Source organism: Pseudomonas sp. 478 (assembly GCF_003254125.1).
In the GTDB taxonomy this organism is placed as follows: Bacteria; Pseudomonadota; Gammaproteobacteria; order Pseudomonadales; family Pseudomonadaceae; genus Aquipseudomonas.
Window position 1 is genome coordinate 239,791 of sequence record NZ_QKZG01000005.1, and the last position, 20,141, is coordinate 259,931.

The window sequence follows — 20,141 nt, forward strand, 5'->3', positions numbered from 1 at the left end:
CAATTCCGTGAACGATTTCTCCGCCGCCCAGCGCAGCCGCGTGACCATGCTCGACGTCGCCGAACACGCCAAGGTCTCCAAGGCCAGCGTCTCGCGCTTCATCGGCGACGACCGCGCCCTGCTCTCCGATGCCATTGCCCTACGCATCGAACAGGCTATTGCCGAACTGGGTTATCGCCCGAACCAGATGGCCCGTGGCTTGAAGCGCGGGCGCACTCGCCTGATCGGCATGCTGGTGGCCGATATCCGTAACCCATATTCGATTGCCGTGATGCACGGGGTGGAAACCGCCTGCCGTCAGCACGGCTACAGCCTGGTGGTGTGCAACACCGACCGCGATGACGAGCAAGAGCGTCAGCACCTGGCGTTGTTGCGCTCGTACAACATCGAAGGCTTGATCGTGAACACCCTCGGCCATCACCGCGACGAGTTACGTGAACTGCACCGGGAAATGCCGCTGGTGCTGGTGGATCGCAAGGTCGAGCAGCTGGAGAGTGATCTGGTCGGCCTGGACAATCCGGCCGCCGTTGAAATGGCCCTCGCCCATTTGCAAGAACGCGGTTATCGCGATGTGCTGTTGGTCACGGAACCCTATGACGGCACCAGTTCGCGGATCGAGCGGGTCAGCAGCTTCAAGGCGCAGATCGAGCAACGTCCGACGCTTCAAGGGACCATCGCCGAGACCGGCAGCGATCTGAGCACACGTTTGAAAACCTTCCTCGACACGCCCGGCCCCGGCCCGAAAGCGCTGTTCTGCGCCAACGGAATCGCCGCGCTGGCCAGCACCCATTCGTTGCGTGAACTGAAGTGCAACCTGTTCGAGGACGTCGGCCTGATTGCCCTCGATGATCTGGATTGGTATCCGCTGGTGGGAAGCGGGATCACCGCCCTCGCCCAGCCGACGGCTGAAATTGGCGCCAGTGCGTTTGAGTGTTTGCTCAAGCGCTTGCGTGGTGATGACGGGCCGGTGCGGACCCTGGATTTTTCGGCGCGGTTGATTGTGCGGGGGTCGACCGATGGACATTCTCGGTGACTGGACTGGCCTCTTCGCGAGCAAGCCCGCTCCCACAAGTGCACCGCGTTCCAAGGTGGGAGCGGGCTTGCTCGCGATGAGGCCGGTAAATTCACCACAAAACATCATCAATATTTTTTTGAACAAAAATGAAACCGGTTTCAGAGGTATACAACAATGAATAAACCACCCGTTTCCATCAGCCTGTCGAGCTACGGCGCCGACCTTGTTCGCCAACGCGGCCAAGGCAGCTTCATCGACGTATTGGCCGCCGCGGGCGCCACGCGCATCGAATGGCGCGAAGAACTGCTGACCGTCGAAGACCCCGCGCAACTAGCCGATGCCACGCTGGCCCAAGGCCTCGAAAGCGTGTATTCCTCGCCGATGGAGTTGTGGCTGGCCGGCCAGTCAAAACCCAATCCCGAACTGATCTCTGCGCTCCAGCGCGCCCAGGCATTCGGTGCCAAATGGCTGAAAGTGTCCCTGGGTTATTTCACCGACAACAGCGACCTCAAGGCCTTGTCCCGCGTACTGGGCAAAAGTGCGGTGCAGTTGCTGGTGGAAAACGATCAAACCCTGCACGGCGGCCGCATCGAACCGTTCCAGCGCTTTTTCACTGAAATCGAGCAACATAAGCTGCCGGTCAAAATGACCTTCGACATCGGTAACTGGCATTGGCAAGACCAGTCCGCCGCCAGCGCCGCGCGGTTGCTCGGTCGCCACGTCGGCTATGTGCACTGCAAAGCCGTGTCGCGCCGGGCCGACGGCAAACTGGTCGCCATGCCGCCGGCCGCCAGTGACCTGCATCTGTGGGAACAACTGCTGCGGCACATGGCCCAAGGCGTGATGCGGGCGGCGGAATATCCGCTGCAAGGCGACGACCTTGTGCAGTTGACAACCGAGCACGTCGCCACCCTCGCCCGCCTCGGTCAAACCCGGTTGGAGAGCGCTCATGTCTGAGATCGATATTCTGTCGTTCGGCGAAACCATGGCGATGTTCGTTGCTGAGCAGAACGGTGATTTGGCCGACGTCGACCGTTTCCACAAACGCATTGCCGGCGCTGACAGCAATGTCGCGATTGGCTTGTCGCGGTTGGGTTTTAACGTGGCCTGGTTGAGCCGGGTGGGCGCTGATTCGCTGGGACGGTTCGTGATCGACACGCTGGAAAAAGAAGGGCTGGATTGCAGCAACGTCGCCATCGACACCGCGCACCCCACCGGTTTTCAGCTCAAGTCGCGCACCGACGACGGCAGCGATCCGGTGGTCGAGTACTTCCGCCGTGGGTCCGCGGCGAGTCACCTGTCGCGGCAGTCGATCGCGCCTGAATTACTGAACGCCCGGCACTTGCACGCCACCGGCATTCCCCCGGCGCTGTCCGAAACGGCGCGGGAAATGTCTTTCGAATTGATGACCCGCATGCGCGAGGCCGGGCGCAGCGTGTCCTTCGATCCGAACCTGCGCCCGAGCCTCTGGGCCAGCGAGCAACAGATGATTACCGAGATCAACCGCCTCGCTACCCTCGCCCATTGGGTGCTGCCGGGGTTGAGCGAAGGCCGATTGCTGACCGGTTTCGAAGACCCGGCCGACATCGCAGCGTTCTACCTCGACCAAGGCGTAGAAGCCGTGGCGATCAAACTGGGTCCGCACGGTGCGTATTACCGCACCCATCTGGACCAGGGGTTCGTGGCGGGCGTGCCCGTGGAAACGGTGGTCGACACCGTCGGTGCCGGCGATGGTTTTGCCGTTGGTATGATCAGTGCCCTGCTGGAAAACCACAGTTTTGCCGACGCCGTGAAGCGTGCCAACTGGATTGGCAGCCGCGCGGTGCAGAGCCGTGGGGATATGGAGGGGTTGCCCAATCGACTTGAGATGTCCGCCGAATTTGAGGCCGCCATTCGCGAGCAAGCCCGCTCCCACATTCAATCGGATTCGCCCTCCCATTCTGTGTATGACACAGATTCAAATGTGGGAGCGGGCTTGCTCGCGAAGAGGCCCGCACAGTCCCTGAAGATTTAACCCGTTACCTGCTGCGACAAAAACAACAAGCTCAGGAGCACCACTATGAAAACCGCAACACTCGCCGCCCGCCGCTGGTGGTACATCATGCCGATCGCGTTCATCACCTACAGCCTGGCGTACCTGGACCGCGCCAACTACGGGTTCGCCGCCGCTTCCGGGATGGCCGCCGACCTGATGATCACACCGGGCCTGTCGTCGATGCTCGGCGCACTGTTCTTCCTTGGCTACTTCTTCTTCCAGGTGCCGGGCGCGATCTACGCCCAGAAGCACAGCGTGAAGAAGCTGATTTTCGTCAGCCTGATTCTCTGGGGTGGCCTGGCCACGTTGACCGGGATCGTCTCCAACGCCTATTGGTTGATCGTGATTCGCTTCATGCTCGGGGTGGTCGAAGCGGCAGTGATGCCGGCGATGCTGATCTATCTGTGCCACTGGTTCACCCGTGCCGAACGCTCGCGCGCCAACACCTTCCTGATCCTCGGCAACCCGGTGACCATGCTCTGGATGTCGGTGGTCTCGGGGTATTTGGTGCAGCATTACAGCTGGCGCTGGATGTTCATCATCGAAGGTTTGCCGGCGGTGCTCTGGGCGTTTATCTGGTGGCATCTGGCCGATGACCGTCCCGCTCAAGCCAAGTGGCTGAGCGACCAGGAAAAGCACGATCTGCAAAGCGCCCTGGCCGCCGAACAGGTGGGCATCAAAGCGGTGAAGAACTACGCCGAAGCTTTCCGTTCGCCCAAGGTGATCATCCTGGCCTTGCAGTTTTTCTGCTGGAGCATCGGCGTCTATGGCTTCGTGTTGTGGCTGCCGTCGATCCTCAAGGCTGGCGCACAGATGGACATGATCGAAGCCGGCTGGCTCTCGGCACTGCCGTACCTGGCCGCGGTGATTGGCATGCTGCTGGTGTCGTGGGGCTCGGACAAAATGCAGAAGCGCAAACGCTTCGTCTGGCCACCGCTGCTGATCGCCTCGATTGCTTTCTATGGTTCCTACGCCTTGGGCGCTGAACACTTCTGGTGGTCCTACACCCTGCTGGTGATTGCTGGCGCCTGCATGTACGCGCCTTACGGTCCGTTCTTCGCGATTATTCCGGAAATCCTTCCGGCCAACGTCGCGGGTGGCGCCATGGCGCTGATCAACAGCATGGGCGCGCTCGGTTCGTTTGGTGGTTCGTATCTGGTCGGTTACCTGAACAGTTCCACTGGCTCGCCGGGTGCTTCTTACCTGTTGATGAGCGGCGCGTTGATGCTCTCGGTGGTGCTGACGATTTTCCTCAAGCCCGGCGCCAGTGACCGGGTCGTGGCCAAGGCCGTTGTGCAACGGTCCACAGCCGCTCATTCCTGAATTGAAGTTGAGATGATGACGATGAAAAAGCACGTTGTGCTGTACAAGAAACTCTCGCCGCTGCTGATGGCTCGCCTTCACGAGCAGGCCGAGGTGACGCTGATCGACAACCTCAATGCCGACGGCTTGGCAGCGCTGCGCGAGGCCCTGCCCCGCGCCCACGGGTTGCTCGGTGCGAGCCTGAAACTGGATGCCGGATTATTGGATCTGGCACCTGATCTGGAAGCCATCGCCAGCGTCTCCGTTGGGGTCGACAACTACGACATCGACTACTTGACCGAACGACGGATCCTGCTCAGCAACACCCCGGACGTGCTCACCGAAACCACGGCCGATACCGGTTTCGCGCTGATCCTGGCGACCGCCCGGCGCGTGGTGGAACTGGCGAACATGGTTCGCGCCGGTCAGTGGAAGCGCAATGTCGGTCCCGCACAATTCGGTACCGATGTGCACGGTAAAACCCTGGGCATCATTGGCATGGGACGGATCGGTGAGGCGCTGGCCCAGCGTGGGCATTTCGGGTTTGGTATGCCGGTGATTTACCATAGCCACTCGCCGAAACCGGCGGTGGAACAGCGGTTCAATGCGCAATACCGCAGCTTGCCGGAGCTGTTGCAGCAGGCCGATTTCGTTTGCCTGACCTTGCCGCTGACCGCTGAAACCGAAGGGCTGATCGGGGCCGAGCAGTTTGCCTTGATGCGCCCCGAAACCATCTTCATCAACATTTCACGGGGCAAGGTGGTGGACGAGGCGGCGCTGATCCGGGCCTTGCGTGAGGGGCAGATTCGCGCCGCGGGGCTGGATGTATTCGAGCGTGAACCGCTGAACACTGACTCTCCGCTGTTGCAGCTGAACAACGTGGTGGCGACGCCGCACATTGGCTCGGCGACGCATGAAACGCGGGAGGCGATGGCCACGTGTGCGGTGGACAATCTGCTGGCGGCGCTGGCGGGTGAGCGGCCGAAGAATCTGGTGAATGTCGGGGCGTGGAAGGCTTAAGAAATTCGGCGCCTGTCAGGCAGCCTTCGCGGGCAAGCCCGCTCCCACAGGGTTTTGTGAACGCCAGAGATCCCTGTGGGAGCGGGCTTGCTCGCGAAGAGGCCGGCAATGGCAATACAGCTTTCAGGCCCGACGCGCTTCCAGCAAGTCCGCCGCACACAACGCAATCCGCCGGCACGCATCCGCCAGCTTCAGCTGATCCACCACCAACCCCAGTCGAATATGTCCCGCCGCACTCGGCCCGAACGCTTCACCCGCCAGCACCGACACGCCATAACCTTCCAGCAGCCGCTCGGCAAAACCCTGGGCACACAACCCGGTCTGGCGTACATCGATCATCACGAACATCCCGCCATCAGGCCGGATCGGCCGGATGCCCGGGCAATCCCTCAGACGCGCGCACACCAGGTCGCGACGCTGGCGATACTCCTCGCGCATCAACGCCACTTCCGGCAGGTCCTCATCCAGCGCCAATTGCGCGGCGTTCTGAATGAAATCCGGAATGCCAAACAGCATGCATAACGACAGGTGCACCAAGTGTTCGGCCAAAGGTTTCGGCCCGATCACCCAGCCCACGCGCCAACCGCTCATGGCGTGGGATTTGGACAGGCTATTGATGGTCGCCGTGCGCTCAGCCATGCCCGGCAGGCTCGCCGGGCTGATGTGCACGCCTTCGTACAACAGATCGCTGTAGACCTCGTCGCTGATCAGCCACAGGTCGTGACGAACACACAGCGATGCCAGTTCCTGCCAGACCATCAGCGGCAAACTGGCGCCGGAAGGATTGTTCGGACTGTTGAGCAAAATGGCACGGGTCTTGGGTGTGATCAGCGCCGCGACATCCGCCGGATCGACCCGAAAGCCGTTCTCTGGGCGCACCGCCACCGGCACCACCTTGGCCGCGCAGGCACCGAACACGCCTTCATAGGTCACGTACATCGGCTCGGCGACGATCACTTCATCGCCCGGGTCGAGTAGGCACTGCGCGACCGAATACACCGCACACTGCGCGCCCGGCAGCACGATCACATGATCGGCCTCCACCGCTTGACCACTGCGACGTCGATGGCGCTTGGCAATGCTGTCGCGTAACCCCCGACTGCCACGTACTGACGGGTAGTGGGTGTCACCGGCCAACAAGCTATCGATGCACGCCTGAACGATGGGCTGCGGCGTATCGAAGTCGGGATCGCCGATCGATAGCAACAGCACATCAACCCCCTGCTCAATTAATTCCAGTGCTCGGTCATGAATCTGCCAGGCCGCAGCGCCGTCACCGGCGATTCGTTTGGTCAAGGCTGAATAGCGCATGTAATTCTCCAGTCGCGCAGGTTCCAAGCCACAACCCTATCTGAAATCGTGCAACGTGCCAGTATCTTCGTCTACCTGTCATGTTTGACAGTATCGTGGTGATGTCGAGGCGTGTTTAATTACGGCGAGGCTTGCATCGTTTCGAAGGTGCGGGCAGCGCTTTTCGATCACTCCCATGGAGGGACTTCGTATGGATGCTCTACCGGCTTTACGTATCGTCGATGCACTTGGCATCTACGGCGAATCAAGCGACCCGGTCTATCCGGAAAAAAACCTGTTGCCGATTTGGGCCAGCCGTTTCGATCTGCACTTAGAGGTCTTGAGGCCCTGGCCCGAATCCGCTGTAGCAGGACAAACGGACGTTGTAGAGATACTGTTTGCCGAACCTGGCGGCGAATTCAAACAGGTCGATCAACGCTCTCTGGAGGGCCTTATTACATTCCCCCTCAAGCTTGAGCTGGACAACCAACATTTGGTGGAGGGAGAGAGCCGTATTTTTTTCCGGGTGCGCACCCACAATCAAAACGTATACGAGTCCGAGCCTGCGGCGTTCACGATCGATAAACGCATTCCACTGGACAAACGCCCACCCACGCCAATTGTGGATGAGCCGCTGTATGACGGCCCCGGTGTCACCGAGGGTTATCTAAAAGCCAATTGCGACGTGGTGAAAGTCAGGATTCCCGGCTATCTGGGGTACAAGAAGGGAGATCGCGTCAGCATTCTTTTTGGCCCGCTTAACCCACCTCCGGTAGCTGAAGCATTGATCGATGTTCGCGCCAGCGAAACCGTAGTGGCACTCCCCCGGTATGTTTTTGAATCCCTCAAGAATGGCGTGTACCTGTTGCACTACCGACTCGAAAGTCGTGCGGGAGCCCAGACAGAACTGTCGACGGGGAAGTTTATACGGGTCAACTTCCCGCCGCGCGAGAGTGATACTTAACCTCCAACGAGCCCACGCGGTTATATACGGAAGGGCTAGCGGTTCCTCTCGGCGAGTGCAGGAACCGCGTTCACTTTGCGACTTTAAATGACAAACCGCGCCACCATGGCATTTAAATCCACGGCCAGGCGCGACAGTTCGTGCGTCGCGGCGCTGGTCTGGTTGGCGCCAGCGGCAGACTGCGTAGCGAGGTCACGAATGTTCACCAGGTTGCGATCGACCTCGCGGGACACCTGGGCCTGTTCTTCGGACGCGCTGGCGATCACCAGGTTGCGCTCGTTGATCAATTGGATCGACTGAGTGATCTGCTCCAGCGCCACACCAGCGGCGCGGGCCATTTCCAGGGTGCTTTGGGTGCGTTGATTGCTTTGTTGCATTGAGGAGACCGCTTGGCCGGTGCCGTTCTGGATGCCGGCGACCATTTTTTCAATTTCCTGGGTCGATTGCGCGGTGCGATGGGCCAGCGCCCGGACCTCGTCGGCCACCACCGCAAAACCGCGTCCGGCTTCACCGGCACGGGCGGCTTCGATGGCGGCGTTCAGTGCGAGCAGGTTGGTTTGCTCGGCGATGGCGCGGATCACGTCCAGCACCTTGCCGATGTCGCGCCCCTGAGCGGCCAGGCCCTCGATCATCACCGAAGTGTTTTGCACATCGTGGGTCATGGTCTGGATCGCGCCGACAGTTTCCACCACACGGTCGCGACCTTCGCGGGCGGCCTGGGTCGACTGGTTCGAGGCTTCGGATGTCGACACTGCGTTGCGTGCCACTTCTTCCACGGCGGCGGTCATTTCGTTGACCGCGGTGGCGGCCTGTTCGATTTCGTTGGTCTGCTGTTGCAGACCGCGGGACGCTTCCTGGGTGACCGTGCTGAGTTCTTCAGCAGCGGCCCCCAGTTGGGTGGCGGAACCGGCGATCTGTTCGATGGTTTTGCGCAGGCTGGCCTGCATCGCGGACAAGGCACCGAGCAAGCGGGCCGGTTCGTCAGTGCCGTCGACCTCGATGACGTTAGTCAGGTTGCCGCCGGCAATGGTTTGCGCCGCCAGCAACGCACGGTTCAGCGGTGTGACGATGCTGCGGGTCAGCAACCAGGCCAGCAGCACGGTCATCAGCGCCGCGATGACCGCCACGGCGATGATGCCGGTAATGGCGCTGCGGTACTGCTCGCCCGCTGTGGCCGATGCGGTTTTCGCATCGGAACTATTCAGCGCCACCAGTTTGTTCAGTTGCTCGCCCATCTGGTCCGTACCTTCCTTGATCCGGGTGTTGATCAGCGTGCGCATCTCATCGAGCTTGTTCTGTCGCGACAGCTCCAGCATCTGGTTCTGGGCTTGCATGTAGCTGTCCAGCGTGGCCGTGAACGTCTTGTACAGCGCAGCTTCTTCCGGTGAGGCCGACAACGCGGCATAACTCGATTGTGCGCTGCGAACCTTGTCGACCAGCACGCCGATACGCGTCTGGGCTTCCTGCAACGCGGCTGGATCACGATTGACCAACACCCGGAATGAGAGAATGCGCATGCGCAGTACGTTTTCCGTCAGGTTGCCGAGAAACCCGACGCTGGGCAGCTGCGTGGTTTCCATGTCAATGGAGGCTTGGTGGATGCTCGTCATGCGGTTCACGGCAAACACACCCAGCACGATGACGAGCAAGGCAATGAAGGCAAAACCCAGGAAAGCTCGAGGCGCGATATTCAGATTACGCAGTGACATAGGATGATTCTCGGGTGATGGGGCTACGAGCATCCTTGCGTGATCGCTGAAATGGCGGGCGGCGGCGCACGCGCTTTCAGTTTGGCGCCACTGTTGGAATAGGTTTGTGTGGGCCTATTGGCTGTATCGGCCGGAGATGAGTATTTTTGCGGGGCGTTGAGAAATATATTTCAAGTTTGGAACCGCCCCTCACCCTAACCCTCTCCCCAGAGGGTAGAGGGGACTGATCGCGTGGTTCTTCCGGGATTCTGCGACCTGAAAGTTTTGAGCCGAACTCAGGCTCTGAAAAGCTTGAAGATCAGCGCCCTTTCCCCTCTCCCCACTGGGGAGAGGGTTGGGGTGAGGGGTGGATCTAAAATCCAACGCGACACTCAAGCCTTACGCAAAGCCACTCGCCAAACCCGCGCAACATCACTCGCCCGTTCCCGCAACAACCGCGGTGCCTCGGCACACGCCTGTTCCAGCGTCATCGGTCCACTGGCCAAGGCAAACGCGGCATCGATGCCATGTTCGTACAGCGCCTGATAACCCTCACCCAGTGTTCCGGCGAGGACGATCACCGGCACGCCGTGCTGCCGAGCAATACGCGCCACACCAAATGGCGTCTTGCCACGCAGGGTCTGAGCATCGAAACGACCTTCACCGGTGATCACCAGGTTGGCGCCCTTGACCGCATCGTCCAGGCCGACCAGTTCAGCGACCACTTCGACCCCTGCCTTGAACTGCGCCCCCAGAAACGCCTTGGCGGCAAACCCGAGACCGCCTGCCGCACCGCTACCCGGTTCGTCACGTACATCTTTGTTCAGGACCTGAGCACACCGTTCGGCAAAGTGCCCGAGCGCGCGATCCAGTTGCTGGACTTGCTCGGCTGATGCACCTTTTTGCGGGCCGAAAATCGCTGAGGCACCGTGAGGGCCGCACAGTGGATTGTTGACGTCGGCGGCGATGTCGAATTGCACCTCGGCCAGACGCGGATCGATTTCACTCATGTCGATTCGCGCCAGTTGCGCGAGGGCCAAGCCGCCCGGTGACAGTATTTGCCCCTGGGCGTCCAGCAGTTTGACGCCCAAGGCTTGCATCGCACCCGCCCCGCCGTCGTTGGTGGCGCTGCCGCCAATCGCCAGAATGACCCGTTGCGCCCCGACATCGAGCGCCGCGCGGATCAACTCGCCGGTGCCGAATGTACTGCTGATGCAGGCATCACGCTTGCCCGGCGGAACCAGTTGCAGACCACTGGCCTCGGCCATTTCGATGATCGCGGTGTGACTCTGGGGCAGCCAGCCCCAAGCGGCCTCAACCGTTGCGCCGAGCGGCCCACGGACTTGGGTGCGGCGCAGTTCGCCCTCGCACGCCGCCAGAATGGACTCGACGGTCCCCTCCCCGCCGTCCGCCATCGGGCATTTGACCAGGAGCGCATCGGGCCACACCTGCGCCAACCCCAGAGCAATGGCGTCAGCCACACCCTGGGCACTCAGGCTGTCCTTGAACGAATCGGGGGCGATGACGATTTTCATGCGAATTCTCCAGTTCCAATGCGTTCCATGCTGCCAGCAGGCAAGAACAATAACGCCGGTCCGCTGCACAAGCGGTCATGACGATTATTGTTCATTCCCACAAAACCTCCCTCCACACCGTCCGTTGCAGCCGTTGTGGCGAGGGGATAAATCCCCTCGCCACAACGGCAGCTGCTACAAATTGGTGTTCGGTGCGTCGGTTTGTGGGAGTAGCTGGACACCCAGGTAGAGCGCCAGCATCCCGTCGAGTCTTAGCGGATCAACTCCACTGAGCTCGGCAATCCGCTCCATCCGGTAACGCAAACTGTTGCGATGGATGCCCAGCGCATCGGCACAGGCCTGGCTCTGACCATCGTGATCGCACCAGCTGCGTAGGGTCGCCAGCAGTTGGCCGTTGCCATCCTTGGCGATGACTTTGCGCAGCGGTTTGAGCAACTCGTCCAGCGCGTCGTCGTTGCGGTGCCGCCAGAGCATCACCGGCAACCGATAACGGTTGAGCGTCAGCAAACGGGAATGCGGCAACACCTCTCGTCCATAGGCCAGCAAATCGCCCACGCGTCGATAGCAACGACGCAGCCCGGACAATCCATCCGCCTGCCCGCCCACGGCGATGCGCAGAATGTTCCAGCCGAGGCCGTCGAGTTTTTCCAGCAGCCGGTCATTCTCGATCGCCTGCGCCGCCGGTCGGCACCAGAGCAACGATGACTTGGCCGAACTCACGCACCAACTGTCCGGGTAGCGCGAGGTCAGCCAAGCGCTGAGCGCCTCGACGGTTTGCCCCGGCCCGTGTTCCATCCCTAACTCGAACAGGTACGGCACCCGCGTCATCTGCGGCTTGAGCCCCAGCTGCTGCGCTTCGTCGATCAACCGCGGCGAATCCCCGGCCTCGCTGAGCAGCAGCGCCAGCAGATCGTCGCAACGCTGGCGCCGCCATTGCTGTTCGGCCTGCTGATTGCGCTGGCCGACCAGCATCTCGGCGGTCATCCGCACCAGTTCGGCATACGTGCGCAATTGCTCGGGTTCACCGGTGATGCCCAACACGCCAATCAAGCGCTGATCGAGCAACAACGGCAGGTTGATGCCCGGCTGCACGCCTTTCAAATGAATCGCCGTCTGGGCGTCGATCTCCACGACTCGCCCGTTGGCCAGCACCAGTTGCGCACCTTCATGCCGGGTGTTGACCCGTTCCGGTTCGCCGCTGCCAAGAATCAGGCCCTGGCTGTCCATGACGTTGACGTTGTACGGCAGGATGGCCATCGCCCGGTCGACGATGTCCTGGGCCAGGTCGTGATCGAGTTCGAACATAGCGCGGATCCTTGAAAGCGTGATGGAGCGGATTGTTCACCCGCACAGGCCTTGGTTGCAAACCCTGTGCTCAGGCACAAAGACAATGACCCAAGCGGTGGCCGAGACTCAGCGGGCGGTCAACGTTACCCTTGCATCGCAAAAAATCATAATAAAGAGAGAGCCCGCCATGTCACAGAGCGCCGCCGCTACCCAGGCCATCGTTGACGAAAAAAATGCCGTCTACAAACGCATTACCCTGCGTTTGATCCCCTTCATCTTCATCTGCTACCTGTTCAACTACCTCGACCGGGTGAACGTTGGATTTGCCAAACTGCAGATGCTCGACGCGCTGAAGTTCAGCGAAACCGTGTACGGCCTCGGGGCCGGGATCTTCTTTATCGGCTACGTGTTGTGCGGCGTCCCCAGCAACCTGGCCCTGACCAAATTCGGCCCGCGCCGCTGGATCGCGTTGATGATGATCGTCTGGGGCTCGCTCTCGACCTGCCTGCTATTCATCACCACCCCGACCGAGTTCTACACCTTGCGCCTGTTCACCGGTGCGGCTGAAGCCGGGTTCTTCCCGGGCGTGGTGCTCTACCTTTCGCAGTGGTTTCCGACCTTCCGCCGTGGCCGCATCATGGCGCTGTTCATGTCAGCGATCCCGGTGTCCGGCCTGCTCGGCAGCCCGTTTTCCGGCTGGATCCTCAACCACTTCGGCGCAGGCCAGGCAGGTTTGGCGGGCTGGCAGTGGATGTTCCTGCTGCAAGGCATTCCGACCGTGATCCTCGGCGCCCTCGCCTACTTCCTGCTCAGCGACAGTTACGCCAACGCCAAATGGCTCACGCCGTTCGAGCGCTCGGTGCTGGAAGCCGACCACGCTATCGACCTGGCCAACAAACCGAAAACCACCACCGACTCGCTGCTGGCCGTGTTCAAGAACCCGGCGATCTGGGCCTTCGGCCTGATCTATTTCTGCATCCAGAGCGGCGTCTACGCGATCAACTTCTGGCTACCGTCGATCATCAAGAACCTGGGCTTCAGCGATAACCTGGTGATCGGCTGGCTCAGTGCGATTCCGTACCTGCTGGCGGCGCTGTTCATGTTGATGGTCGGCCGCTCGGCGGACCTGCGCAAAGAACGCCGCTGGCACTTGGTGGTGCCGATGTTGATGGGCGCGGTGGGTTTGCTGATCGCTGTGAACTTTGCGACTACGCCGGCCATTGCCATCCTCGGCCTGACCATCGCCACCATGGGCGCCCTCACCGGCCTGCCGATGTTCTGGCCGGTGCCGACTGCGCTGCTGAGCGCGGGCGCTGCGGCGGGTGGTCTGGCGTTGATCAACTCCATGGGGCAGATGGCCGGGTTCCTCAGCCCCTATCTCGTGGGCTGGGTCAAGGACAGCACCGGGTCGACCGATGCCGCGCTTTACCTGCTCGCGGGCGTGATTGTGTGCGGGAGTTTGCTGGCGTTGCGCATGACCCGTACGCTTCGCGTCTGATCACCGAAGATCCCCTGTGGGAGCGGGCTTGCTCGCGAAAGCGGTGTGTCAGCCGAAAAAATGTTGACTGACACTCCGTCTTCGTCGGAACGCCGCCCGGAGCAAGCCCGCTCCCACATTTGATCTGAGGGTGTTTGAGATTTGCGTTTGCTCTGGGCAGTCATTCTGGTATTTGATTGAGCCTTTCTCCCACCGGTAAAAGGATTTCGTCATGAGCTATCGCACGCTGGGTCATTCGGGTTTACAGGTTTCCACCCTGACTCTGGGCACCATGATGTTCGGCGAACAGACCAGCACCGAAGATTCCCTGCGGATCATCGACAAGGCCTGGGACCAGGGCATCAATTTCATCGACACCGCAGACGTTTACACCAACGGCCGCTCCGAAGAGATCGTCGGCGAAGCGATTGCCGGCAACCGCCACGAATGGGTGCTGGCGACCAAGGTCGGTTTCGGCCCGGTGGACGGCGTTCCGAACCGCAGCGGTTTGAGCCGCAAGCACCTGTTCAATGGCATCGACGCCAGCCTGACGCGTCTGGGCACTGACTATCTCGACATCTATTACCTGCACCGCGAAGACCACAATACGCCGCTGGAGGTCACGGTGTCGGCCATCGGCGATTTGATCCGCCAGGGCAAGATTCGCTATTGGGGTTTGTCGAACTACCGCGGCTGGCGCATCGCCGAGGTGATTCGTGTGGCCGATCAACTGGGCGTCGACCGGCCGGTGATCAGTCAGCCGCTGTACAACATCGTCAACCGTCAGGCGGAAACCGAGCAGATCACCGCCGCGCAGAACTATGGCCTGGGCGTGGTGCCTTACAGTCCGCTGGCGCGTGGTGTGCTCAGCGGTAAATACGCGCCGGACGTAAAGCCGGATGCCAACAGCCGGGCCGGACGTGCAGACAAACGTATTCTGGAAACCGAATGGCGCGTCGAATCCCTGCGCATTGCTCAGCAGATCCAGCAGTACACCCAGGGTCGCGGCGTGGGCATCGTCGAATTCGCCATCGCCTGGGTGCTGAACAACAGCGCCGTCACCTCGGCCATCGTAGGGCCGCGCACTGAAGAACAATGGGATGCCTACACCAAGGCTCAAGCGGTGAAGATTACGGCTGAGGATGAAGCCTTCATCGATTCGCTGGTGGTGCCCGGGCATGCGTCGACGCCGGGGTTTAATGATGTGAGCCACTTTGTGTCGGGACGCAAACCGCGTCTGGCTTGAGATTGATCGGGAGCAGGCTCGCACCCACAGGGGGCGTTTGTCGATTACGGTCAAATGTGGGAGCGGGCTTGCTCGCGAAGGTGGAGTGTCAGGCAACAATGATGTTGACTGACACTCCACCTTCGCGAGCAAGCCCGCTCCCACATTAGGTTTGTGTTGATCGATCGGCCAATATTCAGCACAAAAACCACGTATCCTCCGCACCCGTTTCACGTTCAACTTCGCGAGGACAGTTTGTCTAAAGGTATCGCTCTATCGGTTTCAGCCTCGGTGCTGTTTGCCGTCATGTATTACTACACGTCGTTGCTCACGCCTTTGAGCGGCGTGGAAATTTTCGGTTGGCGAATGCTGCTGACCCTGCCCTGCATGACCGTGTTCATGGTGGTTTCCGGTGAATGGAAACGCGTCGTCGCCCTGTTTCGACGGCTGGTTGGCCAACCAAAACTGCTTGCCGGCCTGATCGTTTCCGCGACGCTGCTTGGCCTGCAACTTTGGTTGTTCATGTGGGCACCGCTCAATGGCTATAGCCTCGACGTGTCCCTGGGCTACTTCCTGTTGCCGCTGGCCATGGTGCTGACCGGGCGGTTCGCCTATGGCGAGCGACTGTCTTACCTGCAAAAGGTTGCCGTGTTTTTTGCGTCCCTCGGCGTGCTCAACGAGCTGTATCAGGTCGGCGGTTTTTCCTGGGCGACCTTGCTGGTCGTCATCGGTTATCCGCTCTACTTCATTCTGCGCAAACGACTGGCGACCGACAACCTCGGCGGTTTGTGGATGGACATGGCCTTGATGATTCCGTTGGCGTTCTGGTTCGTTCAGGGCGGTGAACAGGGTTTCGCCGTGTTCGATCAACACCCGTGGCTCTCGCTGCTGATTCCGTTGCTCGGCGTCATTAGTGCTTCGGCGCTGGTGGTTTACATCATCGCCAGCCGGTTGTTGCCGTTCAGCCTGTTCGGGTTGTTGAGTTACGTCGAGCCGGTGCTGTTGCTCGGCGTCGCATTGCTGCTGGGGGAAAGCATCAAGCCCGGTGAGTGGCTGACCTACATACCGATCTGGTTGGCGGTGGTTGTTCTGGTGTTTGAAGGGTTCAAACACCTGGTCCGGCATCGACGAAAATCGATGTAGGACCGGCACGAAAAAGCCCGGCCAGCATTGCTGCTGACCGGGCTTTTTTACATCTGAAATGGCTTAGTCGGTGGAGAGCACGCCACGACGAACCTGGTCGCGCTCGATGGATTCGAACAGCGCCTTGAAGTTGCCCTCGCCGAAACCATCGTCGCCTTTACGCTGGATGAATTCGAAGAACACCGGGCCCATCAGGGTTTCCGAGAAGATCTGCAGCAGCAGACGCTTGTCGCCTGACTCGGACGAACCGTCCAGCAGAATGCCGCGCGATTGCAGTTGATCAACCGGCTCACCGTGGTTCGGCAAACGACCTTCGAGCATTTCGTAATAGGTTTCCGGCGGCGCGGTCATGAAGCGCATGCCGATGCTTTTCAGGTGATCCCAGGTTTTGATCAGGTCATCGGACAGGAAGGCAACGTGCTGGATGCCCTCGCCGTTGAACTGCATCAGGAACTCTTCGATCTGCCCGGCACCCTTGGACGATTCTTCGTTCAACGGGATGCGGATCATGCCGTCCGGCGCGGTCATGGCCTTGGAGGTCAGGCCGGTGTATTCGCCCTTGATGTCGAAGTAACGGATCTCGCGGAAGTTGAACAGCTTCTCGTAGAAGTTGGCCCAGTAGGCCATGCGACCGCGGTACACGTTGTGGGTCAGGTGGTCGATGATCTTCAGGCCAGCCCCGACCGGGTTGCGGTCGACACCTTCGATGAACACGAAGTCGATGTCGTAGATCGAACTGCCTTCGCCGAAACGGTCGATCAGGTACAGCGGCGCGCCGCCGATGCCCTTGATCGCGGGCAGATTCAGTTCCATCGGGCCGGTTTCGATATGAATCGGCTGGGCGCCCAGTTCCAGGGCCCGGGCAAACGCCTGCTGGGCATTCTTGACGCGGAACGCCATGCCGCACACCGATGGACCGTGCTCGGCCGCGAAGTACGAAGCGACGCTGTGGGGTTCGTTGTTGAGGATCAGGTTGATCTGGCCCTGGCGATACAGGTGCACGTCTTTGGAACGGTGGGTCGCGACCTTGGTGAAGCCCATGATCTTGAAGATCGGCTCCAGCGTGTTCGGGGTCGGCGATGCGAATTCGATGAATTCAAAGCCCATCAGGCCCATTGGGTTTTCGTATAAATCTGCCATGGTTGGCGCCTCATCATTTTCTTGTCAATTAACGGATCGTTAGTTGCTAGCAATGCTGAGACCGGCGGGTGGCGCGCAGGAGATGCCCCGCACGCTGCGGGCGAGGAAGTCACCGTAGATCAATTGAAACCCAAAACTCTTCATTGTCGACCCAAGGCTCTTGCGGGCGAGGCTTCTGCTGCCAGAAGACGATTATTCTTATATGCGTAACCCGATTCTACACAGCGTAAATAGGTTTGTCCGCCTTCTGTATCAAATCCCCTTTTTCCCTGCTCGCGCAAGGGGTTTGTTGCACAGGAAAATCCCTGCGAGGATCAGCCCTCCTCCCAGGCACATCGCCAGAGTCAACTGCTCGCCCAACAGCAGCGCACCGAGGATCACCGCCGTCAGCGGGTTCAGGGCAATGAACACGCCTGAACGCGTCGCGCCGATTTTGCGAATGCCGTCGTAATAGCCAATATAGGCCAGCGCCGAACCCAATACGCCCAGGTACATCAGGCTCATCCATTGCGTGGGTCCGAGGCTGGCGAGTGCAGCCACACTCAACTCACCACGAACAGCGCTGGTCACCCAAAGCATCAGCGTGCCCAACAGAATCGAGTACGTCACCGTTTGCACCGGCCCCAGGGTGTGATTCAAATCTTTGGAAAACAGCGAATAAACGCCCCAGCCAAGCACACAGCCGAAGATCAACAGATCGCCGATCCACGCGTCAGCGTTGCCGGCCAACAATTGTGGGTTACGGCTGACGATCACCAGGCTCGCCCCGGCAATACAGATCGCGATTCCGACAACTTTTGCTCGACTCAAGCGCTCCTTGAACAACAGCCACGACGCCAGCCCGATCACAGACGGGTTCAACGCCACGATCAATGACGCCCGTGAGGCATTGATGTAATGCAGGCCATAAAAGAAGCACAGGTTGTAGAAAAAGATCCCGAAGAACCCCAGCAGCGCCAATCGCAGCCATTGCCTGGGGCTGGGCTTTGCGAGAGGCACACGAGCCAGTAGCAGAAACACCAGCAACGCCATGCTGGCCAGCAAGAATCGCAGGCTGGCGGCAAACAAGGGGCTGAGGCTGTCGGCCAGAAACCGCCCGGCGACAAAGGTGCCGCCCCAGATCATGGTGACGGCGGCCAGTTTCAGATAAACCGGGACATCCGAAGGGCTGGACAGGCTTTGTTCATAGGTCGTCATAGGTTTCCAGAACGAGAAATCGGGAGAGATGACGTATCATTCGGCTAATACCTTCTCATCGTAAAATGAGTAAACACTCATGACACTAACCCAACTGGAGATATTTTCTCTGGTCGCCGAGCTTCACGGTTTTACCGCGGCAGCCAATCGCTTGGGGATTTCCCAATCCGCGGTCTCTCACGCCCTCAAGTCGCTGGAACAGGAATTGGGCGTCGAGCTGCTGCGCCGGCATCAGTCCCGGGTCGAACTCAGCGACATCGGCCAACAGCTTTTGCTGCGCGCCCGGGCGATGCTGGGCCTGGCCAACACCCTGCGCCAGGAAGCAGAGGATGCTCGCGGGATGAAACGCGGCACGTTGCGCATCGGCTCGTTCGGCCCGACCTCATCGATCAAACTGCTACCGCTGATCCTGCAGCATTACCGCGTAGCTCACCCGGGCATCGAGGTCCATATAGATGAAGGCCCGGACCGACAGGTGATCCAGTGGCTGGAGGAACGGCGCATCGATGTCGGTTTCGTGGTGTTGCCCGAGGAGCGGTTCGACACCTTTGCGCTGATCGAAGACCAAATGGTCGCGCTGCTGCCCGTCGATCATCCGCTGGCCCGCCGCGACAGCCTTAGCTTGAGCGATTTGTGCAACGACCCCTTTGTCTTGACCGAGGCCGGTTCGTCGGAACTGGTGTCGCGACTGTTCAGCGCCGCGCGGCTGACACCGAACATCCGCTATCGCTGCTCGCAACTACTGAGCACGCTGGACACCGTTGGCCGAGGCGACGCGCTGACGGTCGTCGCCGAAAGCTCATTGCCCGATGATCGCGATAGTCGCTACGTGAAAAAACCGCTGTCGCCAACGGTCACACGCCAGGTGGGTCTGGCAGTGCTCGATCTGCGCCAGTCATCACCCGCGACGCTGGCCTTTATCAAACTGGCAGAGCGACTGAACGACCGTTGAGCGGCGCACGCGCCGAGGGCCAACTATCATGGCTTCTACCTGAACTCTTTTTGGAAGGCGTCCGGTCCAGCCGATTATCTGATCGCCCACGGCGTGAACTTCTTGCAAGCTTATCTGTTCGGTCGGCCAATGCCCGGCGCGGACTTCATTAACGCATTAAGTCACCATTAACTAGCGGCGCTCAGCGACGTGACAAGGAAATCGCGCACCAATTTGAATCAAAAGACTACTGTTGTTACATGAAGAAAAAGACAGGATTTACTCTTGGCCAATTAACTACTACAATTTTTCATGCCTGCACTAGATTGGCAGGTGAGCCATTATCACCGGGTCGCTTCAAGGCTCTTGGCTTATAGCTTTGTTTGCGGTTGGTATCAGCCAAACACACTATTGGAGTAAAGATATTGTCCAGACTCGCTGAATTTCGTGCAGCTGAAAAGGCCCTTCAAGAGCAGCTCAAACAGCTGGAAACCCTGAAGAATGATGCCGGGCTCAAGAAAGAAATCGAATTCGAAGAAAAGCTCCAGGGGCTGATGAAAACCTACGGCAAGAGCTTGCGCGACATCATCGCCATTCTCGATCCGAACCCGGCCAAATCCGGTCTGCAACAGGCAACACCTAAAACCCGCCGCGCTCGCGTGGTCAAGGTTTATCAGAATCCGCACACCGGTGAACTGATTGAAACCAAGGGTGGCAACCACCGCGGCCTGAAAGCCTGGAAGGAACAATACGGTGCCGCTACCGTTGATTCCTGGCTGCGCGGCTAAGCATTCGCGGTGACCAAAAAGCCCTGCCAATGCAGGGCTTTTTCATGGACGCCTTCTAAATGCAACGATTGGCGTCGATCAACTCGCTACTTGTTGAGTAACTT

17 protein-coding genes and 1 pseudogene are annotated in these 20,141 nt (G+C 59.8%); 11 read left to right on the forward strand and 7 right to left on the reverse strand.

Features of this window, described 5'->3' with window-relative positions:
• Nucleotides 1-7: 7 nt before the first annotated feature.
• The 5 genes from DFS28_RS12880 (at nt 8) to DFS28_RS12900 (ending at nt 5,372) form a co-directional block, all read left to right on the forward strand.
• The gene (locus tag DFS28_RS12880; RefSeq protein ID WP_111450095.1) at nt 8-1,033 is read left to right on the forward strand and encodes a LacI family DNA-binding transcriptional regulator; all 1,026 of its coding nucleotides are present in this window, start codon (nt 8-10) and stop codon (nt 1,031-1,033) included.
• A gap of 156 nt (nt 1,034-1,189) precedes the next feature.
• Nucleotides 1,190-1,972 (forward strand): sugar phosphate isomerase/epimerase, encoded by a 783-nt coding sequence (locus tag DFS28_RS12885; RefSeq protein WP_111450096.1) that lies wholly within the window; start codon nt 1,190-1,192, stop codon nt 1,970-1,972.
• Nucleotides 1,965-3,029 (forward strand): sugar kinase, encoded by a 1,065-nt coding sequence (locus DFS28_RS12890; protein WP_111450097.1) that lies wholly within the window; start codon nt 1,965-1,967, stop codon nt 3,027-3,029. The genes DFS28_RS12885 and DFS28_RS12890 overlap by 8 nt, the downstream gene beginning before the upstream one ends.
• A gap of 45 nt (nt 3,030-3,074) precedes the next feature.
• Nucleotides 3,075-4,373 carry an MFS transporter gene (locus tag DFS28_RS12895; protein WP_111450098.1) on the forward strand — a complete coding sequence of 433 codons (1,299 nt, stop codon included), beginning with the start codon at nt 3,075-3,077 and terminating at the stop codon, nt 4,371-4,373.
• Nucleotides 4,374-4,394: 21 nt separating this feature from the next.
• Nucleotides 4,395-5,372: a D-glycerate dehydrogenase gene (locus DFS28_RS12900; RefSeq protein WP_111450244.1), complete on the forward strand. Its 978-nt coding sequence runs from the start codon at nt 4,395-4,397 to the stop codon at nt 5,370-5,372.
• A 123-nt stretch (nt 5,373-5,495) separates the two neighbouring features.
• Here the strand turns inward: DFS28_RS12900 and DFS28_RS12905 are convergent, their stop codons facing one another.
• Nucleotides 5,496-6,683 (reverse strand): pyridoxal phosphate-dependent aminotransferase, encoded by a 1,188-nt coding sequence (locus DFS28_RS12905; protein WP_111450099.1) that lies wholly within the window; start codon nt 6,681-6,683, stop codon nt 5,496-5,498.
• Nucleotides 6,684-6,873: 190 nt separating this feature from the next.
• On the opposite strand from DFS28_RS12905, the gene DFS28_RS12910 reads away from it, so the two are divergent.
• Nucleotides 6,874-7,626, forward strand: a complete 753-nt coding sequence (locus tag DFS28_RS12910; protein ID WP_111450100.1) for a hypothetical protein — start codon at nt 6,874-6,876, stop codon at nt 7,624-7,626.
• A gap of 83 nt (nt 7,627-7,709) precedes the next feature.
• Here DFS28_RS12910 and DFS28_RS31180 read toward each other — a convergent pair whose 3' ends face one another.
• From DFS28_RS31180 to DFS28_RS12925, 4 genes and pseudogenes are all read right to left on the reverse strand, one after another.
• Complete coding sequence (locus DFS28_RS31180) at nt 7,710-8,573, reverse strand: methyl-accepting chemotaxis protein (RefSeq protein ID WP_371922171.1); 864 nt, start codon at nt 8,571-8,573, stop codon at nt 7,710-7,712.
• Nucleotides 8,568-9,368 (reverse strand): annotated as a pseudogene (locus tag DFS28_RS31185) (MCP four helix bundle domain-containing protein); the annotation flags it as partial. The pseudogene DFS28_RS31185 and the gene DFS28_RS31180, both read right to left, overlap by 6 nt.
• A 338-nt stretch (nt 9,369-9,706) precedes the next feature.
• A complete protein-coding gene (locus tag DFS28_RS12920) occupies nt 9,707-10,849 on the reverse strand; it encodes a glycerate kinase (RefSeq protein ID WP_111450102.1) in 1,143 nt (380 codons plus the stop codon).
• Between the two features lie 174 nt (nt 10,850-11,023).
• Nucleotides 11,024-12,154: a sugar diacid recognition domain-containing protein gene (locus DFS28_RS12925; protein ID WP_111450103.1), complete on the reverse strand. Its 1,131-nt coding sequence runs from the start codon at nt 12,152-12,154 to the stop codon at nt 11,024-11,026.
• A gap of 169 nt (nt 12,155-12,323) precedes the next feature.
• Between DFS28_RS12925 and DFS28_RS12930 the strand changes: the two genes are divergently transcribed.
• The 3 genes from DFS28_RS12930 (at nt 12,324) to rarD (ending at nt 15,981) form a co-directional block, all read left to right on the forward strand.
• Nucleotides 12,324-13,634, forward strand: a complete 1,311-nt coding sequence (locus tag DFS28_RS12930; RefSeq protein ID WP_111450104.1) for an MFS transporter — start codon at nt 12,324-12,326, stop codon at nt 13,632-13,634.
• A 211-nt stretch (nt 13,635-13,845) separates the two neighbouring features.
• Complete coding sequence (locus DFS28_RS12935) at nt 13,846-14,859, forward strand: aldo/keto reductase (RefSeq protein ID WP_111450105.1); 1,014 nt, start codon at nt 13,846-13,848, stop codon at nt 14,857-14,859.
• Nucleotides 14,860-15,093: 234 nt separating this feature from the next.
• Complete coding sequence (gene rarD / locus DFS28_RS12945; protein WP_111450106.1) at nt 15,094-15,981, forward strand: EamA family transporter RarD; 888 nt, start codon at nt 15,094-15,096, stop codon at nt 15,979-15,981.
• A 63-nt stretch (nt 15,982-16,044) separates the two neighbouring features.
• Here the strand turns inward: rarD and hppD are convergent, their stop codons facing one another.
• Both hppD and DFS28_RS12955 read right to left on the reverse strand, forming a co-directional pair.
• A complete protein-coding gene (hppD, locus tag DFS28_RS12950) occupies nt 16,045-17,121 on the reverse strand; it encodes a 4-hydroxyphenylpyruvate dioxygenase (RefSeq protein ID WP_111450107.1) in 1,077 nt (358 codons plus the stop codon).
• A gap of 252 nt (nt 17,122-17,373) precedes the next feature.
• Entirely contained in the window at nt 17,374-18,318 is a 945-nt protein-coding gene (locus DFS28_RS12955) for a DMT family transporter (RefSeq protein WP_111450108.1), read from the reverse strand.
• A 79-nt stretch (nt 18,319-18,397) separates the two neighbouring features.
• Between DFS28_RS12955 and DFS28_RS12960 the strand changes: the two genes are divergently transcribed.
• Together DFS28_RS12960 and DFS28_RS12965 are read left to right on the forward strand one after the other, a co-directional pair.
• Nucleotides 18,398-19,270 (forward strand): LysR family transcriptional regulator, encoded by an 873-nt coding sequence (locus DFS28_RS12960; protein ID WP_111450109.1) that lies wholly within the window; start codon nt 18,398-18,400, stop codon nt 19,268-19,270.
• 404 nt (nt 19,271-19,674) lie between these two features.
• A complete protein-coding gene (locus DFS28_RS12965) occupies nt 19,675-20,037 on the forward strand; it encodes a histone-like nucleoid-structuring protein, MvaT/MvaU family (RefSeq protein WP_008155126.1) in 363 nt (120 codons plus the stop codon).
• Nucleotides 20,038-20,141: the final 104 nt, after the last annotated feature.